This is a genomic window from Ensifer sp. (genome assembly GCF_031989085.1).
In the GTDB taxonomy this organism is placed as follows: Bacteria; Pseudomonadota; Alphaproteobacteria; order Rhizobiales; family Rhizobiaceae; genus Ensifer.
Genome location: NZ_DALZXU010000003.1, coordinates 192,082 through 208,925, shown reverse-complemented (window position 1 = coordinate 208,925; position 16,844 = coordinate 192,082). Strand labels below are relative to the sequence as shown.

14 protein-coding genes are annotated in these 16,844 nt (G+C 63.4%); 11 read left to right on the top strand and 3 right to left on the bottom strand.

What is annotated here, in order from left to right:
• The first annotated feature begins 530 nt into the window (after window positions 1–530).
• The 4 genes from RTP54_RS18060 to RTP54_RS18045 all read left to right on the top strand — a co-directional run bounded on the left by RTP54_RS18060 (window position 531) and on the right by RTP54_RS18045 (window position 4,416).
• Entirely contained in the window at window positions 531–1,349 is an 819-nt protein-coding gene (locus RTP54_RS18060; RefSeq protein ID WP_312364763.1) for a hypothetical protein, read from the top strand.
• Window positions 1,350–1,418: 69 nt separating this feature from the next.
• A complete protein-coding gene (locus RTP54_RS18055; protein ID WP_312365032.1) occupies window positions 1,419–2,516 on the top strand; it encodes a carboxynorspermidine decarboxylase in 1,098 nt (365 codons plus the stop codon).
• 41 nt (window positions 2,517–2,557) lie between these two features.
• On the top strand, window positions 2,558–3,799 hold the full coding sequence (locus tag RTP54_RS18050) for a saccharopine dehydrogenase family protein (RefSeq protein ID WP_312364761.1): 1,242 nt from the start codon (window positions 2,558–2,560) through the stop codon (window positions 3,797–3,799).
• Window positions 3,800–4,023: 224 nt separating this feature from the next.
• Window positions 4,024–4,416 (top strand): hypothetical protein, encoded by a 393-nt coding sequence (locus RTP54_RS18045; protein ID WP_162703265.1) that lies wholly within the window; start codon window positions 4,024–4,026, stop codon window positions 4,414–4,416.
• A 98-nt stretch (window positions 4,417–4,514) separates the two neighbouring features.
• Here RTP54_RS18045 and RTP54_RS18040 read toward each other — a convergent pair whose 3' ends face one another.
• Window positions 4,515–5,423, bottom strand: coding sequence for a LysR family transcriptional regulator (locus RTP54_RS18040; protein WP_162719417.1), 909 nt, complete (start codon window positions 5,421–5,423; stop codon window positions 4,515–4,517).
• A 169-nt stretch (window positions 5,424–5,592) separates the two neighbouring features.
• Between RTP54_RS18040 and RTP54_RS18035 the strand changes: the two genes are divergently transcribed.
• On the top strand, window positions 5,593–7,128 hold the full coding sequence (locus tag RTP54_RS18035; protein ID WP_312364760.1) for an MFS transporter: 1,536 nt from the start codon (window positions 5,593–5,595) through the stop codon (window positions 7,126–7,128).
• A gap of 134 nt (window positions 7,129–7,262) precedes the next feature.
• On the top strand, window positions 7,263–8,495 hold the full coding sequence (gene pepT / locus RTP54_RS18030) for a peptidase T (RefSeq protein WP_312364758.1): 1,233 nt from the start codon (window positions 7,263–7,265) through the stop codon (window positions 8,493–8,495).
• Window positions 8,496–8,624: 129 nt separating this feature from the next.
• On the opposite strand, the gene abc-f is transcribed toward pepT, so the two are convergent.
• Both abc-f and RTP54_RS18020 read right to left on the bottom strand, forming a co-directional pair.
• The gene (gene abc-f, locus RTP54_RS18025) at window positions 8,625–10,247 is read right to left on the bottom strand and encodes a ribosomal protection-like ABC-F family protein (RefSeq protein WP_312364757.1); all 1,623 of its coding nucleotides are present in this window, start codon (window positions 10,245–10,247) and stop codon (window positions 8,625–8,627) included.
• 143 nt (window positions 10,248–10,390) lie between these two features.
• Window positions 10,391–12,421 carry a beta-N-acetylhexosaminidase gene (locus RTP54_RS18020; RefSeq protein ID WP_409517161.1) on the bottom strand — a complete coding sequence of 677 codons (2,031 nt, stop codon included), beginning with the start codon at window positions 12,419–12,421 and terminating at the stop codon, window positions 10,391–10,393.
• Window positions 12,422–13,032: 611 nt separating this feature from the next.
• Here RTP54_RS18020 and RTP54_RS18015 point away from each other — a divergent pair.
• From RTP54_RS18015 to RTP54_RS17995, 5 genes are all read left to right on the top strand, one after another.
• On the top strand, window positions 13,033–13,770 hold the full coding sequence (locus tag RTP54_RS18015; protein ID WP_312364754.1) for a response regulator transcription factor: 738 nt from the start codon (window positions 13,033–13,035) through the stop codon (window positions 13,768–13,770).
• Complete coding sequence (locus RTP54_RS18010) at window positions 13,767–14,468, top strand: hypothetical protein (RefSeq protein ID WP_312364752.1); 702 nt, start codon at window positions 13,767–13,769, stop codon at window positions 14,466–14,468. Before RTP54_RS18015 ends, RTP54_RS18010 begins: the two co-directional genes overlap by 4 nt.
• A complete protein-coding gene (locus RTP54_RS18005) occupies window positions 14,390–15,115 on the top strand; it encodes an ATP-binding protein (protein ID WP_312364749.1) in 726 nt (241 codons plus the stop codon). The genes RTP54_RS18010 and RTP54_RS18005 overlap by 79 nt, the downstream gene beginning before the upstream one ends.
• Window positions 15,116–15,222: 107 nt before the next feature.
• Window positions 15,223–16,050 (top strand): MipA/OmpV family protein, encoded by an 828-nt coding sequence (locus RTP54_RS18000; RefSeq protein ID WP_312364747.1) that lies wholly within the window; start codon window positions 15,223–15,225, stop codon window positions 16,048–16,050.
• Between the two features lie 165 nt (window positions 16,051–16,215).
• Complete coding sequence (locus tag RTP54_RS17995; RefSeq protein WP_312365030.1) at window positions 16,216–16,842, top strand: DUF2306 domain-containing protein; 627 nt, start codon at window positions 16,216–16,218, stop codon at window positions 16,840–16,842.
• Window positions 16,843–16,844 lie beyond the last annotated feature (2 nt).

Here is a 16,844-nt window from a genome sequence, read left to right as displayed (position 1 = left end):
TGCAACCTCCAGAGGGAACATCGCTCCTGCAGCGGGGAGGATGGCTGCGTCCCGAGCGACAACGATAATGTGACATCTCCGCGCCCGCTTCTCAATCAATGCAAAACCAGAACTCGGGGCGGAGCCGGATCGCTCTTCCAACATTCGCCCGGGGGCCGCGATTTTTTACTACGCTGACGCATCAGACGCTCAAGCGCTGTGATAGACCGCGCTCTCTCAGGCAGCGGCCACACCCGGGCGGCACCACAGAGAGTGCGGCGCTTGCGCACATCCGGCCCATTGCCTTGACATATGCGCTGTCGCATTTACGATAGTGGCATGCTGATCGTGACTTCATATGCCCTTCGAGAACCCGTGCGCCTCAAAGCGGGATCGTAACCCGGCCGCGGCTTTCATCGTGCGCGACCGGGGCATGTCACACCATCCCAGCTATTTCCCCGTGGCTGAGACGATGAAATCGATCGCCGGTTCGTACCGCCACTTGCGGACATCCTGATAGCGAGCAGGCCTTCAGTACTCGACAGCATTCCATGAAAAACATCCCGCAATCAGACAGCTGGCACTCCGGCCTTTTCACGACGTTCGACGTTGCCAACGCACTTGGTGCGAGCGCGACGTCCCTTGCCGCGCTGCTTGAATGCGGAATGCTGAAAAGTGCCCGCCAGGCGGCCCGCGCCGGCAAGGCCGAGCATTTCGTCCTGGACCCGGGATCGCGTGCCAGCCTCGCCATCATGCATGCCCTTCACAGCCACGCCGCCCTCGACGTGACGCTGGCCGAGCAGGCGCTTTCGAGCTGGCCGACGATCGCCCTGTCCGTCGCCAGCCTTGTCGACTTCCAGCCCGACGCCTCGAACGACGATAGTGCGTGCCTTGAGCCGGCATCGACGGCGGACCCATTCCAGTTCTACGGGCCCCATGCCGGCGAACCGCTGCCGGTCGCCATGCTCGACGACTACATCGATGTGATCGACGGGCGATATCTGCTGTGGCGAAGGCCGATGGAGGATCCGCAGGGGCTGGCATCGGCTCTCCATGCCAGCCAGCAACGCCTGCGCATCGACCCGCATGATGTCGCCGCACAGGGCGACTTTCTCGCGGCGGCCGCCGTCGTCAGGCGGTCGCCCGAACACCAATCGATCTGGCTCGGTTCGATCAGGGACGGACGGTTCTGCCCGGTCTCGTCAACGCGCGACGCCCGTCCGTGCGAGCGCCTGCCAACGGCACCGAAGATCGACGAGCCAGGCAGCCTCGCAACACTGGCCACCAATTATTGCTCGAAGCACTCGGTCAACATCTCGCTTGCCGCGCGCTCGATGAAACGGCGAGCGCTCGGATTGACCGTCAGATAGCGCCAGCCCGCACCGGTTTCCCTGCAAGCGCCAGCATTTGAAGACACTCTGAAGACACAAGGCATGATCATGATCCAGACCCCTTACTACCTGATCGACAAGGCGAAACTCCTTCGCAACATGGAGAAGATCGCCCTTGTGCGCGAAAAATCCGGCGCCAAGGCGCTGCTCGCGCTCAAATGCTTTGCCACATGGTCCGTCTTCGACCTGATGCGCGACTACATGGACGGCACGACGTCGTCCTCCCTCTATGAGGTGCGGCTGGGGCGCGAAAAATTCGGCGGCGAAACCCACGCCTACAGCGTCGCCTACGGTGACAATGAAATTGCCGAGGTGATCGGCCACGCCGACAAGATCATCTTCAACTCGATCGGCCAGCTCGATCGCTTCGCCGACAAGGCATCCGGCATCGCCCGCGGCCTGCGCCTCAATCCGGGCATGAGCTCGTCCAGTTTCGACCTCGCCGACCCTGCCCGCCCCTTCAGCCGGCTCGGCGAATGGGATGCGGCCAGGATCGAGACCGTCATGGATCGCATCAGCGGCTTCATGATCCACAACAACTGCGAGAACAGGGATTTTGCCCTGTTCGACCGGATGCTGGGCGAGATCGAGGAAAGGTTCGGCGGACTGCTCTCCCGCGCCGACTGGATCAGCCTCGGCGGCGGCATTCACTTTACCGGCGACGACTATCCGGTCGATGCCTTCTGCGAGCGCCTGAAGTCCTTTTCCGGCCGCCATGGCGTCCAGGTCTATCTGGAGCCCGGCGAAGCCGCGATCACCCGCAGCACGACGCTCGAGACCACCGTTCTCGACACGCTCAACAACGGCAAGGACCTCGCCATCGTCGACAGCTCGATCGAGGCGCACATGCTCGACCTCCTGATCTACCGCGAAAGCGCCAAGGTCGAGCCGAATGCCGGACCGCACAGCATCATGGTCTGCGGCAAATCGTGCCTTGCCGGCGATATCTTCGGCGAGTTCCGCTTTCCAGAGCCTCTGAAGGTCGGCGACCGCGTCTCGTTCCAAGATGCGGCCGGCTACACCATGGTCAAGAAGAACTGGTTCAACGGCGTCGGCATGCCGTCGATCGCCGTCAGAGAGCTTGACGGCAGCGTCAGGCTCGTCCGCGAATTTTCATTCGCCGACTACGAACAGAGCCTCTCCTAAGGCTCGTCCTACCCCCACAGAAGAAGGAAAAATCACCCGAAATGAAGAAGAACGTTCTCATCATCGGCGCCGGTGGCGTGGCTCAGGTCGTGGCGCACAAGTGCGCGCAGAACTGCGATGTACTGGGAGACATCCATATCGCATCCAGAACGGTCGAAAAGTGCCGCGCGATCGTCGACTCCATTCACGAAAAGAACAGCCTGAAGACCAAGGTCGCACTCGAAGCCCATGCGCTCGACGCCATGGACGTCGAGGCGACGAAGGCACTGATCGAAAAGACCAAGGCCGGCATCGTCATCAATGTCGGCTCCGCCTTCGTCAACATGTCGGTGCTGCGCGCCTGCATGGACACTGGTGCCGCCTACATGGACACCGCGATCCATGAGGACCCGAAGAAGATCTGCGAAACGCCGCCGTGGTACGGAAACTACGAATGGCAGCGTGCGCAGGAGTGCAAGGAAAAAGGCATCACCGCCATCCTCGGCATCGGCTTCGATCCGGGCGTGGTCAACGCCTATGCACGCCTCGCCAAGGATGAGTATTTCGACAAGGTTACCGCCGTCGATATTGTCGACATCAATGCCGGCAGCCATGGCAAATACTTCGCCACCAACTTCGACCCGGAGATCAACTTCCGCGAATTCACCGGCGTCGTCTATTCCTGGCAGAACGGCCAGTGGCAGACCAATTCGATGTTCGAGGTCGGCAAGGAATACGACCTGCCGGTGGTCGGAAAGTGCAAGGCCTACATGACCGGCCACGACGAGGTTCATTCGCTGGCAAAGCACATGGACGGCGCCGACGTGCGCTTCTGGATGGGCTTCGGCGATCACTACATCAACGTCTTCACCGTCTTGAAGAACCTCGGCCTCCTGTCGGAACAGCCGGTCAAGACGGCCGAAGGGCTCGAGGTCGTGCCGTTGAAGGTGGTCAAGGCCGTGTTGCCGGATCCGTCGTCGCTGGCGCCGAACTACCAGGGCAAGACCTGCATCGGTGATTTCGTGAAGGGGTTGAAGGACGGCGTTGAACGCGAAGTCTTCATCTACAATGTCGCCGACCACAAGGAAGCCTTCGAGGAGGTCGGATCGCAGGGCATCTCCTACACCGCAGGCGTTCCGCCGGTCGCAGCCGCGATGCTGATCGCGTCAGGCGAATGGGACGTGAAGCAGATGGTTAATGTCGAAGAACTGCCGCCGCGCCCGTTCCTCGACATCCTCAACCGGATCGGGCTTCCCACCCGCATCAAGGATGCCGATGGCGATCGCGCGCTGACGTTCTCGTGAGCCGATGAACCCCATCCGGCAGGTGGTCCGCATGTGACCGCCTGCCAGGGGTCGACAGCAAGCCCAATCATCGCGGGATGATTGGGCTTGCGTTGTTTTTTAATGGCTTATCGGCTGCCACATCGATGCTGCATGCGATAAGCGAAACGCTTCATTAACGCGATTCACTTAGCTGCCCGTACCCCGGCGCATCGCCGGCCAACCACGTATGAGTTCCTTCTGACATGCCCCCAATGACTGCCCCGGTTCACAGTTTTCATCAAAAGATTGCATCCTTTTGCGAGCTCCGGCTCGCCTGTGCCCTTCCCAAGCACGACTATGACAACCTTCGCCACTACATGCTGGATTTCGTCGTCCGGCGGGCCATGCCGCCGCAGACCGGCAACAAGCTCGACTGGAAGGAAATCGGCCTTGCCTGCGATCTGGACGAAGACAGCCTGCGCATCACCAAGCGCCTCGCCAAGCATGGCTTTGAAGCCATCATCCGCTGGCTGAAAGGGCCGAGCGCCAGCGCGCCGGCCAGAAAGACGCCGACCGGCCATGGCTGGGTCAAGGCACCGGCGGCGCCGGTCCGCCGGATCGGCCTGGAACAACGGCGTTTCGCCACCACCCGGTAATTCCCACCCACAACGTCCCCGAAATCGTTTCGATCAGGGGGCGTCCGCCTGCAATGGGAAGGCGGCGGCAGAAAGCGTCGCGGCCGCAGCCGCGGCACTCAAGACGCGGAAAGCTCGATTTTCGGCCAGGTCCTTTCGGCCGACGGCTCGGTTTCGATCAAGGCCGAATGCCGCTCGCGAAAGGCGGCGGCAAGCGTCTGCAAGGCCTTGCGGGAGCGCGCGTCGGTCAAGGTCGAATGCAGGACGATCTCCGAGGACGGAAGCGGCGGCAGGCCAAACTGCTTGCTGACTTCGACGGTGTCTGTGGGCGCTAGACGACAGGAAAACGGGCCGACGGCCAGGCCCGCGGAGACGGCGGCGTTGACCGCCGTCGACACGCCGACGAACACTTCCACCCAGGGAACACCGGCCGCATCGAGCGCGCGCGTAGCGATGTCGCGCACGCCGCAGAGCGGCGCTAGTGCGGCAAGGCGAAGCGGCTCGCCCGGCGCCCGCTTGAAGCCAGGGGACGCGAACCAGCCGAAATGCTCCGGCCCCAGCGTCTCGCCGTCACGCCGGTCCTCGTCGCGCCGGATGATGACGGCATCGAGTTCGCCGCGGTCGAAGGCGCCCAGAAGATTTCGCGATGTTTCCAGCCGGACCTCGATGCACAGGCCGGGATCATGTGCGTAAAGACGCGCGAGCAGGGTCGGCACCTCCGGTCCGGCGACATGCGCCGCAATGCCGAGCCCGAAGCGGCGGCGCGTCGATGACAGCCCGGCCAGCGCCCGCTCATGGGCGGCCAAAAACTCGCGCGCGCCAGCGATGAACACCGCGCCCTGCGCCGAAAGGCGAACCTGCCTCGGCGTGCGCTCCAGCAGCCTGACGCCGAGGCGATCCTCGAGCCGCTTCAGCTTGACGCTGATTGCACCTTGCGTGCTGCCGAGAAACTCCGCCGCGCGGGTAAAGCTCTGAAAATCGGCAATCGCAACAAAGGCCTGCACCGCGTCCACATCCAGCGTCGTCATAACAACCATCCAGTTTTGTTGTCTCTGAAATAGCTATCCATACAATTCCGTTGTGATCAAGGTCCGATTATCGTGCGCCTGCCCTATCGATATCAAACCGGGCGGAGCGCTCGGGGAAGGTCGCATCGCCTCTTCCCGCATCCCGCCGCAGCCTCGAAAGACCAAGAGCATGAACGAACCCATAAACCGCCGCAGCGCGCTGGCGCTTTCAGCCGCCTGCCTCTCTACGGCGATGTTCGGACTGGAAATCTCCAGCATTCCGGCAATCCTGCCGACGCTGGAGCAGGTGCTCGGCGCGGACTTCAAGCAGCTGCAGTGGATCATGAACGCCTACACCATTGCAGTCACGGCCGTGCTGATGGCTGCGGGAACCTTGGCCGACCGCTACGGACGCAAACGCGTGTTCATCGCCGGCATCGCCGCCTTCGGCATTGCGTCGTTGATCTGCGGGCTGACCGACAACGCCTCGGTGCTGATCATCGCGCGCTTTCTTCAGGGCATGGCCGGTGGCGTGATGCTCATCTGCCAGATCGCCGTTCTCTCGCACCAGTTTCCATCCGGCCGCCAGCGCGGCATCGCGTTCAGCTGGTGGGGCATCATCTTCGGCGTAGGCCTCGGCTTCGGCCCGATCGTCGGCGGCGCAACGGTCGCGCTGCTGAGCTGGGAATGGGTGTTTCTCGTTCACGCCGTGCTTGCGGTCGTAGCCGTAGCGCTTGCGTTCGCAGGCGTGCAGGAATCGCGCGATCCGGGTGCCGAGCGCCTCGACGTCGCCGGCATCGTCACATTATCGGTCGCGGTCTTCTGCCTCGCCTACTTCATCACGCAAGGGCCCGAACTCGGCTTTACCAGCCCGAGCGCGCTGTCGGTCCTCGGCCTGGCCGTCCTCAGCCTGATCGGCTTCATCGTTGCCGAAAAGGTCAGCCCCCGACCGATGTTCGACTTTTCGGTGTTCCGCAACCGCGACTTCTCCGGCGCACTGTTCGGATCGATGGGCATGAACATCAGTTTCTGGCCGTTCATGATCTATCTCCCCATCTGGTTTCAGGCGGGCCTCGGCTATGACGGCGTCACCGCGAGCATAGCGCTTCTGGCCTACACGCTTCCGCCGCTCGTCATTCCGCCTTTCGCAGAACGCCTGATGCTTCGCTTTCGCCCGGGCATCGTCATTCCGGCCGGCCTGTTCACGATCGGTCTCGGCTTTCTCATGATGAAGATCGGCAGCACCGTTTCCGGCGCCAGCTGGCTAACGATGCTTCCGGGCTGCGTGGTGGCGGGCATGGGCATCGGCTTCACCAACACGACGGTCACCAACGCCGCGACCGGAGCGGTCACGCCCGAGCGGGTCGGCATGGCCTCGGGCATCGACACCAGTGCGCGGATGATTTCGCTTGCAATCAACATCGCGCTGATGGGGCTGATCCTGGTCGAGGGTGTGCTGTCGGCGTTGCAAAGCGCGCCACTCGGCCACATCGCCGGCACGGAGTTGCGCGTGCTTGCCGAAAAGATCTCGGCCGGCGGCTTGCTGGGCTCAGGCTACGGCCTGCCGGAAAGTCTTATCCATGGAGCGCTGAAAGAAGGATTTGGCTGGGTCATGCTCTATGGCATGGCCGGCGTCTGGCTGTCGGCGGCCGCAAGCCTGCTCGTCTTCGGCCTGCGCGCGAAAGCGGAAACGACGTTTGCCTGCCCGAGGGCGAAATCGTCCTAACGCAGCCGGCACCGCCCATGCCCCTTCGCCGCGTCGACAAAACCGTCGACGCGGCGAAAAGTCCATTCACGGCGGCATCCGCGATGCGCTATAGCGTGACAATCGTTGACGCAGACATATTGGACACATTGCCCATGACCGACACTGTTATCGATCGCTTCCTCCGCTACGTCGTTATCGACACCCAATCGGATGCCAAGTCGAAGACCACGCCCACCACCGAGAAACAGAAGACGCTCGGCAAGCTTTTGGTCGAAGAGCTGCTGGCGATGGGCGTCTCCGACGCGCATCTCGACGAACACGGCTATGTTTACGCGACGGTTCCGTCGAACGTCGACAAGCCGGTCCCGGTCATTTGTTTCTGCTCGCACATGGACACGGCGCCCGATTTCACCGGCACCAACGTCAAGCCGCAGATCATCAGGAATTATCAGGGCGGTGACATCCGGCTATCAGGCGATCCGCAGCAGGTCATTCGCGTCAGCGACCACCCGGTTCTGCTCGACCAGATCGGCAATGATATCATCACCACCGACGGCACGACGCTTCTGGGCGCCGACGACAAGGCCGGCGTTGCCGAGATCATGTCGGCAGCACAGATCCTGATGGACAATCCCGATATCAAGCACGGCGCCATCCGCATCCTCTTCACACCCGACGAGGAAGTCGGCCGCGGCGCCGACAAGGTCGACCTGAAGAAGCTCGGCGCCCGGTTCGGCTATACGATCGACGGCGAGACCGCCGGCCATATCGAGGACGAGACCTTCTCCGCCGATGGCGTCGAAATCACCATCGCGGGCGTCGCCATCCATCCGGGTTTTGCCAAGGGCAAGATGGAAAACGCCATCAAGATCGCCGGCGCCATCATCGACCGCCTGCCCAAGGACATCGCGCCCGAAAGCACGGAAGGCCGCGAAGGCTTCATCCATCCGACCGGCGTCACCGGCACGATGGAGAAGGCCAGCCTCAGCATGATCGTGCGCGATTTCGAGGACGAGGGCCTGGCGACCAAGGAAGCCCTGATCGAGGGCATCGTCAAGCAGGTGATCGCCGCCTATCCGGGCTCCTCCTACACCTTCGAGGTCAAGCAGCAGTATCGCAACATGAAGGCGATCCTCGCCCGCAACCCGGAGATCACCGACAACGCGCTCGAAGCCGTGCGTCGCGCCGGCATGACGCCGGTGCGCGGCAGCATCCGTGGCGGCACCGACGGTTCGCGCCTGTCGTTCATGGGCCTGCCCTGCCCCAATATCTTCGCCGGCGGCCACGCCTTCCACTCGCCGCTCGAATGGGTGAGCCGCCAGGACATGGAACGGGCCGTCAACACATTGGTGGAGCTCGCCAAAGTCTGGGAAGAACGCGTCTGACATCGGCAGCCGAAGCCGACGCTACGGCTTCGAGATAGCGACATAGACAAAAAAGGGCCGAAGCACGCGATGTGCTTCGGCCCTTTTCATATCGGACAGCCGGTACAGCGTGGCCGCGACCGATCGAAATCAGCTGCGCAGGCCCGGCGCTTCCTGGCCGGTGCGCGCGACATATTCGGTATAGCCACCGCCATACTGGTGCACGCCCTCCGGCGTCAGCTCCAGCACGCGGTTCGACAATGCCGCCAGGAAGTGGCGATCGTGCGAGACAAACAGCATCGTGCCCTCATACTGCTCCAGCGCCTTGATCAGCATTTCCTTGGTGTCGAGATCGAGGTGGTTGGTGGGCTCGTCGAGCACCAGCAAGTTCGGCGGATCGAACAGCATCATCGCCATCACCAGTCGCGCCTTCTCGCCACCCGAAAGCACGCGGCAGCGCTTCTCGACGTCGTCGCCGGAAAAACCGAAGCAGCCGGCAAGCGCCCGAAGCGGACCCTGGCCCGCCTGCGGGAAGGCATCTTCGAGCGACTGGAACACCGTGCGTTCGCCATCGAGCAGGTCCATGGCGTGCTGGGCGAAGTAACCCATCTTGACGCTGGCGCCGAGCGCGACGCTGCCCTCGTCCGGGTCGGTCGAACCGGTCACCAGCTTCAGAAGCGTGGACTTGCCGGCGCCGTTGATGCCCATGATGCACCAGCGCTCGCGGCGACGCACCATGAAGTCGAGGCCTTCATAGATGCTGCGCTCGCCGTACTTCTTGTGCACGTTCTTGATGCTGATGACGTCTTCGCCCGAGCGCGGCGCCGGGCGGAACTCGAACGACACGGCTTGCCGGCGCTTGGGCGGCTCGACCCGGTCGATCTTGTCGAGCTTCTTGACCCGGCTCTGCACCTGGGCTGCGTGCGATGCACGCGCCTTGAACCGCTCGATGAACTTGATTTCCTTGGCGAGCATCGCCTGCTGGCGTTCGAACTGCGCCAGCTGGTGCTTTTCATTCTGCGCCCGCTGCTGCTCGTAGAAGCCATAGTCGCCGGAATAGCTGTTGAGCTGGCCACCGTCGATTTCGACCACCTTGGTGATGATCCGGTTCATGAACTCGCGGTCGTGCGAGGTCATCAGCAGCGCGCCTTCATAGCCCTTGAGGAAGGCTTCGAGCCAGATCAGGCTTTCGAGATCCAGGTGGTTGCTCGGCTCATCGAGCAGCATCACGTCAGGGCGCATCAACAGAATGCGCGCCAGCGCGACGCGCATCTTCCAGCCGCCGGAAAGCGCGCCGACGTCGCCGTCCATCATCTCCTGGGAGAAGCTGAGGCCCGCAAGCACTTCGCGCGCGCGGCCCTCGAGCGCATAACCGTCGAGTTCCTCGTAGCGCGCCTGCACTTCGCCATAGCGCTCGATGATCGCGTCCATCTCGTCGAGACGATCGGGATCGACCATGGCGGCTTCAAGCTCGTGCAGTTCGGCAGCAACGGTGCTGACCGGCCCGGCGCCATTCATCACCTCGGCCACGGCGCTGCCGCCCGACATCTCGCCGACATCCTGATTGAAGTAGCCGATCGTCACGCCCTTATCGACGGCGACCTGGCCTTCGTCCGGCATCTCTTCGCCTGTGATCATGCGGAAGAGCGAGGTCTTGCCCGCACCGTTCGGACCGACGAGGCCGACCTTCTCACCCTTGTTGAGGGCAGCCGATGCCTCGATGAAGAGGATGCGGTGGCTGAGCTGCTTGCTGATATTTTCGATACGAATCATGTTTTACGGGCCCGGAACGTTGCGGCGCCCTTATGTCACGGGTAACGGCCGCGCCGCAAACGTTGATTCGCGGCGTCTGCCCTCCCAAAAATGCAAGGGAAACGAGGCATCCCAAAGCCTAGATGCCTCCCCAAGCCTTGCGATTACTGCTCAGAATAGTGGCCGTAGAGAACCGGCATCAACCCGACCAGCGCCTCGAAGCGTTTGAAATTCTTGCGCTCTGGGCGGGTCCAGCCGGTCTCGGCAAGCGCCGACAGCCGCGGGAACACCAGTCGGTCGAACACGCCGCGATCGGTCATCGGCTCGGACCAGATGCAGCACTGCAGTCCGCGCAGATGTTTCTTCTGGGCGTCCGTCCATCCCTCGATCGGGTCGAACAGGTAGAGTTTTTCCGGATCCGACCACCCGGCCCAGCTGCCGCCGGGCTCGGACCAAACAGGGCTGTTGGCCATGTCGAGGTAGTAGACCTGCCCCGGGCAGACGACGATGTCGTAGCCTTCGCCGGCAAGCTCGGCATTGGCCTCGACCGTGCGCCAGCCGAACAGCAGCGATTTCTGCTTGTCGATGACGTTGCCATGGGCGGCCTCCTGCCAGCCGCCCGTGACGCAGCCGCGGCTGGCGAGGAAGCTCTGCACACGGGCAAGGAATTCGGCCTGCAGCACCGCGGCGCCCGAGCCGTCGATCTCGTCGGCGCCATGGGTGTTGGTGACCACATTCAGCCGCTTGGCGTGAGCCGCCGCCATTTCGTCGCCAGCCACCTGCGCCAAGCGTTCGAGCGCCTGCGGCGAACCAGACCAGGCCCCGAGCGGCACCTCGTCCGCACCGACATGGATGATCTTTGACGGGAACAGCGCGATCAGTTCGTCGAAGACGGTTTCGAGCACCCGATAGGTTTCCTCACGCACCGGGTTCAGGCAATTGTCCGGGAAACCCTGCACCGAATAGTAGCTGCCTGCCTCTCCAGGGTCGCGCAACTCGGGAATGGCCTGCAGCATCGCAAAGGAATGGCCGGGGACGTCGATCTCCGGCATCACCTCGATACCGAGCGTCGCGGCAAGCGCGACGATCTCGCGAACCGCCGCCTTGGTGTAGTAACCGCCGGCGACATCAGGGCCGGAGCCGAGCAGCGGCGGGATCTTGCGACCATGGCCGCGCCAGGCGCCGATCTCGGTCAGCGCCGGATAGGCGTCGATCTCGATGCGCCAGGCCTCGTCGTCGGAGAGGTGCCAGTGGAAACGGTTGAGCTTGTTCCAGGCCATCAGCCTAAGAAATTGCGAGACTTCGGCGGTGCTGTAGAACTGGCGGGCAACGTCGAGATGGGTGCCGCGCCAGCCGAGCGCCGGCTCGTCGCGGATCTCGCCGCCGGCCGGAAACAGGAACGTGCCTGGATGAAGCCGCGCCCCGCGCAGGATCTGTCCGAGCGTGATCAGGCCGTAAAGCAGACCGGTGCGCGTGCCGCCTGATACCGCGATGCCGGCCGGCGAGAAGCGGATGACGTAGCCTTCCTGCGCAAGGTCGGCCGAGAGCGAAAGCGTGGCCCGAAGCCCGCCTTCGGAGACCGGCCGAACGATCCCTTCGACCGGAAACAGGCTGGTTGTCAACGCCGCAAAGGCCTCAGCCGCCGCCTCTGCCTCCGGCCCTTCCGGCGAAAGGTCGAGCCCCTGTGGCGGCGTCAGGCGACCGGAGACGGACACCTCCTGCGGCCAGGGCACGACCGAGACGGCAACCGGTGCGACCTTCGGCACCGGGTAGATCACCGCGCCACGCTTCAGTTCGGCATTGTCGCCATGGGCGCGCGACGGCACCACCGAGATCGGCGCCGTGCTGCCGTCGGCCAGAACGAGATAGGCGGCATTTGCGCCATCGGTCCAGTGCTGCGGCGCAAAGCTCATGCCGTGCGCCTTCACCGTCCATGTGCTTCCGGGCTCAAGCACCAGGCCGGCCGGCGGCGCGAATTCGGAATGGTTGGAGAGCCGGCTCAACAACGCCCCACCTTCGACGACGGCGGCCGGGTCGATGCGGGCGGGTCCGGAAACGCAGAGCCGAAAATCCTTGAGCGGCCGATCGGAGGCATTGGTCAGCGTCAGCGAATAAACGGCTTGTGTCTCCGTCTTTGCCGGCGTCCAGAGGGTCTCCAGCCGAAATTCCGGTTTGGTGGCGATCGTCATCATCATCTCCAGAAAGGTTGGTCGTCGAAAATCTGCACGCCGGCATCGCTGCCCTGGCGCGGTGGATCTGATCGGCACGGCGCCGACGGTCTTTTCACAGGATATCGTTGATGGCGCGGGCCCGGCCCATCGTGTTCGGATCGCCCAAGGAGGCAAGCCGCGATGCGTCCGCCGCCCCTTTTCCATGCACCGTCTCGCCAGCGCCCCGGCAACGGATGTGGCCGAGCTGTGCGAAGGCCGTGCTCGTGATGGAATGCCCCCTCACCCAGGCCCCGCAGGCGTCGCCCTGGACCGGATCTCTCGACTGCGAACATGTCGAACTCCCCTCCAGGTTTCGATGGCGCATAAATTAAGTCAAGAACTTTGACTTATTGATAGGGCTTGGATCGGAGCGGTGTCAATCGGCAGCTTTTCGCGCTCGAAAAACGCAGCGGGAGCACGAAAACAGTCCCGTCCGTCGGGGCGACCGCCGTTGCCATCCATCGCAACTGCCCCGCCGTACCAGCGAATGCAGGACACCATGGCTGATCGCAATGTTTCGCAACATTTCGCAACATCCGGCTCGCAAAAGATGATTAGCTTGGCAAAGTTTCAACCCAACGCTCCAGGATTGCCCCATGCCGAGCGAAGACCGCCGCCAGAACAGGCCCGCCGCACGTATCCTCATCGTCGAGGACGACCCCGAAATCGGCCGGATGCTGGCCGAAGCGCTCGGCGAGCAGGGCATGGAGACCGACATTGCCGATGGCGGCGTCGAGATGGATCGCCGTTTGAGCAGATCGACCTATGACGCCATCATTCTCGATGTCATGCTACCGGGCGAAAGCGGCATCTCGATCTGCCGTCGCCTGCGCGCCGACAGCACCACGCCCATCATCCTGCTGACCGCGCTTGGCGACGAAGTCGACCGGGTCGTCGGCCTGGAGATCGGCGCCGACGATTATGTGACGAAGCCGTTCAGCTCGCGCGAGCTTGTCGCGCGCATCCGCAGCCTGCTGCGTCGATCCGGCTACGGCGCCGCGAGCAAGCAGCGACCGCGCACCCTGCGCTTCGACGGCTGGCGCATCGATGCGACGCGCAGGCAGGTGCATGACCCGAGCAATGCGCGCATTTCGCTCACGACCGCAGAATTCGATCTGCTCTATGCCTTCTGCCTCAACCCGGGACGGGTTATCAGCCGCGAAGAACTGCTCGCCATGACCCATTCGGGACTTGCCGGCCCGATCGACCGCAGCATCGACGTGCATATCAGCCGCCTCCGGCAGAAGATCGAGACCGACCCGAAGGCGCCGGAGATGCTCAGAACCGTCCGGCTCGGAGGCTACACGTTCACCGCCACGGTCGAAGCATCATGATCGCCCGGTTCGCCCGTCTCCGGCCAAGCACCATTCGTGGGCAGATGATCCTGCTGATCCTCGTGGCCGTCGTCGCCGTCGTCCAGATTGGCAGCCTCCTGGAGCGCGCAACGCGCAATTCAGGCGTCACCATCACCAATCCGGACCTCGTCACCGCCCGTCTCGGCACGATCGCGCTCCTGTTGCGTGCATCCGGTCCCGAAGGTGAGGCCGAAATCCTCCGTTCCGCCGCCGCAGCCGGGCTCGATCTGGCAATCGTCGATAAGGCGACGGCCGACGCCCTGCCGTCCCCAACCGGGCTGAACGCGGCGATCGGCCGGGTATTTTCCCGTGTCTTCCCGCCGGATCTCGACATGCCGGCCAACAGCCGCCACGTGCTCGTCGACAACAGGCTGGCGCTCACCGCCGATCTCGACCCGTCGCGCGCGCTGATCTTTCGCAATGTGCCGGAAACGGTGCTGACGACCGACATGACGAGCCCGCTGATTTATCAGCTCCTGTCGGTCGCCATGCTCGGGATCCTGTTTTCCGCCTTCATCTATTTCGTCGTGACAGCCCCTTGCGGCGCATTGCCGCCTCGCTCGGCTCCGTCGACACGTTCCTGGCAGGCGACCGGCCTTTGGACGAACAAGGCAGCCGAGAGATCGTCGACCTTTCAAGAACGCTCAACGAACTGCGCGACCGGATCCACACCCTGATCCAGGGCAGAACACGTATGTTGCGCAGCATCAGTCATGACCTGAGAACACCGATGACGCGGCTGCGGCTGCGCGCCGAGCGGATCTCGGATCAGGGCCTGCGCCAGCAGATGCTGCTCGATCTCGGGCATATCGACCGGATGATCGCCGCCGCCCTCGATTACTTCAGAACCGACAGGCATTGCGAGCCGACCGAACGCGCCGACATTGCCAGCATGCTGCAGACGCTGTGCTCCGACTTCTGCGATGCGGGACATTCCGTCACCTATGAGGGGCCGGGCCGCCTTGTCGCGCTGTGCCAGCCGGATGGCATCATCAGGGCGATGGCCAACCTCTGCGACAATGCCGTCAAGTTCGGCACGGCGGCCGTCATCCGGCTTTCCGGCGACCAGCGGCAGATCGTGATCGAGGTCAACGACGATGGGCCCGGCATTCCGCCCGACATGCACGAGCGGGTGCTGGAGCCATTTTTCCGGATCGACGATGCCCGGGCGATCGATACCGGCACCGCCGGCTACGGTCTCGGCCTTTCGATCGTCGACGAAATCGTCAGGCACCACGACGGCGTGCTCGCGCTCGTCAACGATCCACGCGGCGGACTGACCGCCCGGATCGTCCTTCCGACCACACGACCGGCCGCAACATAATGTAATATTTCAACATCCCCCGACCGCGTGCCTCATGGGATGACAGGTGATCGCCATCGCCTCATCGGCGCCGCTCAGATGCGGCGCAGAGCAGCCCCGGAGTGTACATGCTTCATTTTCCAGGCCCGCGCCCCGCCGCCTTGCGTCTTTTCCTCACCAGCTTCTGCCTTTTCGCCGTGCCCGCAGACCCGGCGGCCGCTGCCGATGCCGCCAGCTTCGATGAGACCCGCCTGTCTCCGGACCAGGCGCCTCACTCGAAATGGAAAATCGTTGTCGGCGCAGGCGGCATCATCCAACCGGAATTCGAGGGCGCCGACAGCTATTCGGTCACGCCAATCCCCTTGGTTTCCATCACCTATGGCGACTGGGTCGAAATCGATCCGGAGGGCCTCGCGGCAACGGTCGCCGATGTGAATAATTTCGCCGTCGACGTGCTGGTCGGCTACGAACTCGGCCGCTCGGAAGACGACGACGTACGCCTGCGCGGTCTCGGCGATATCGACTTCGGGGTCTCGGCCGGAGCGCGACTGCGCTATGAGATCGAGCCTTTCAGCCTGTTTGCGGCGGTGAAGAAAACGGTCAACGGCAGCGAGGGCCTCGTCGGCGAATTCGGTACCGAGGTGACCGTGCCGCTGTCGGAGACGCTGATCGTCGGGCTTGCGGCCTCCGCCACCGTTGCCGACGACAAATACATGGATGCCTATTTCAGCGTGACGCCCGACCAGTCGACCGCTTCCGGCCTTGACGCCTATGATGCCGAGGCCGGCCTGAAAAGTGCCGCGGTATCGGTGTCGGCGATCTATCTGCTTGACCGCAACTGGTTCGTGCGCGGCGAAGCGGAACTCGGGATGTTGCTGTCCGACGCAGCCGACAGCCCGATCGTCGAGCGAGACCTGCAGCCGACAGCGTCCTTGTTCGTCGGCTATCGGTTCTGATCGCCACGCACCGGGCAAGAACGGACCGTTGCCGACAAGGGCACGGCCGAAGCACAGCGAAATATCCATCCGGCCCGGGCAAGCAAATCCACTGGGGCGCCTTCGGCGTGGCTCGCGATCGTCGCTCCACCGGTCGACAGCAGGAGATATGAAATGGTTACAGTGATGGGCCGGCGCCAACGCCTGCTATGGTGGGTCTTTATGCCGATCTGTGCCCTGGTCGCCGTAGTGTCCGCGCGATACCTCACCGGCGCGGGCCCGATACCGCCGGTGATCGCGACCAACGAATTCGCGCGCCCTTTCCTGGTGATCCATGTGGCTGGTTCCGTGGCCGCGCTGGCGACCGCGTGCTTCCAGTTCCTGCCGCGGCTGCGTCCACCGGCCTCGAGGCTCCACCGGCTCACGGGGCGGGTCTATGTCATGGGATGCCTTGTCGGTGGCATCGCCGGCGTGCCGCTCGCGCTCGGGGCATCCACCGGCATGATCTCCTCTTTCGGCTTCGGCATCCTGGCTCTCGCCTGGATCTTCGTCACGGTGCAGGGATGGCGCTGTGCCGTCGAGTGCAGATTTTCCGCGCATCGGGCATGGATGATCCGCTCCTTCGCGCTGACCTTCGCGGCGGTCACGCTGCGCCTTTACCTGATCCTCCTGGAATTCTTGCCGGTCGACTTCGAAGAAGGATATCGCGCCATCTCCTTTCTCTGCTGGGTGCCAAACTGGATCGTGGCGGAAGTCCACCTCTATCGCCGCGGCACAAACGCCAGCAATCTGGCTTACCGCGAGCCCGCATGACG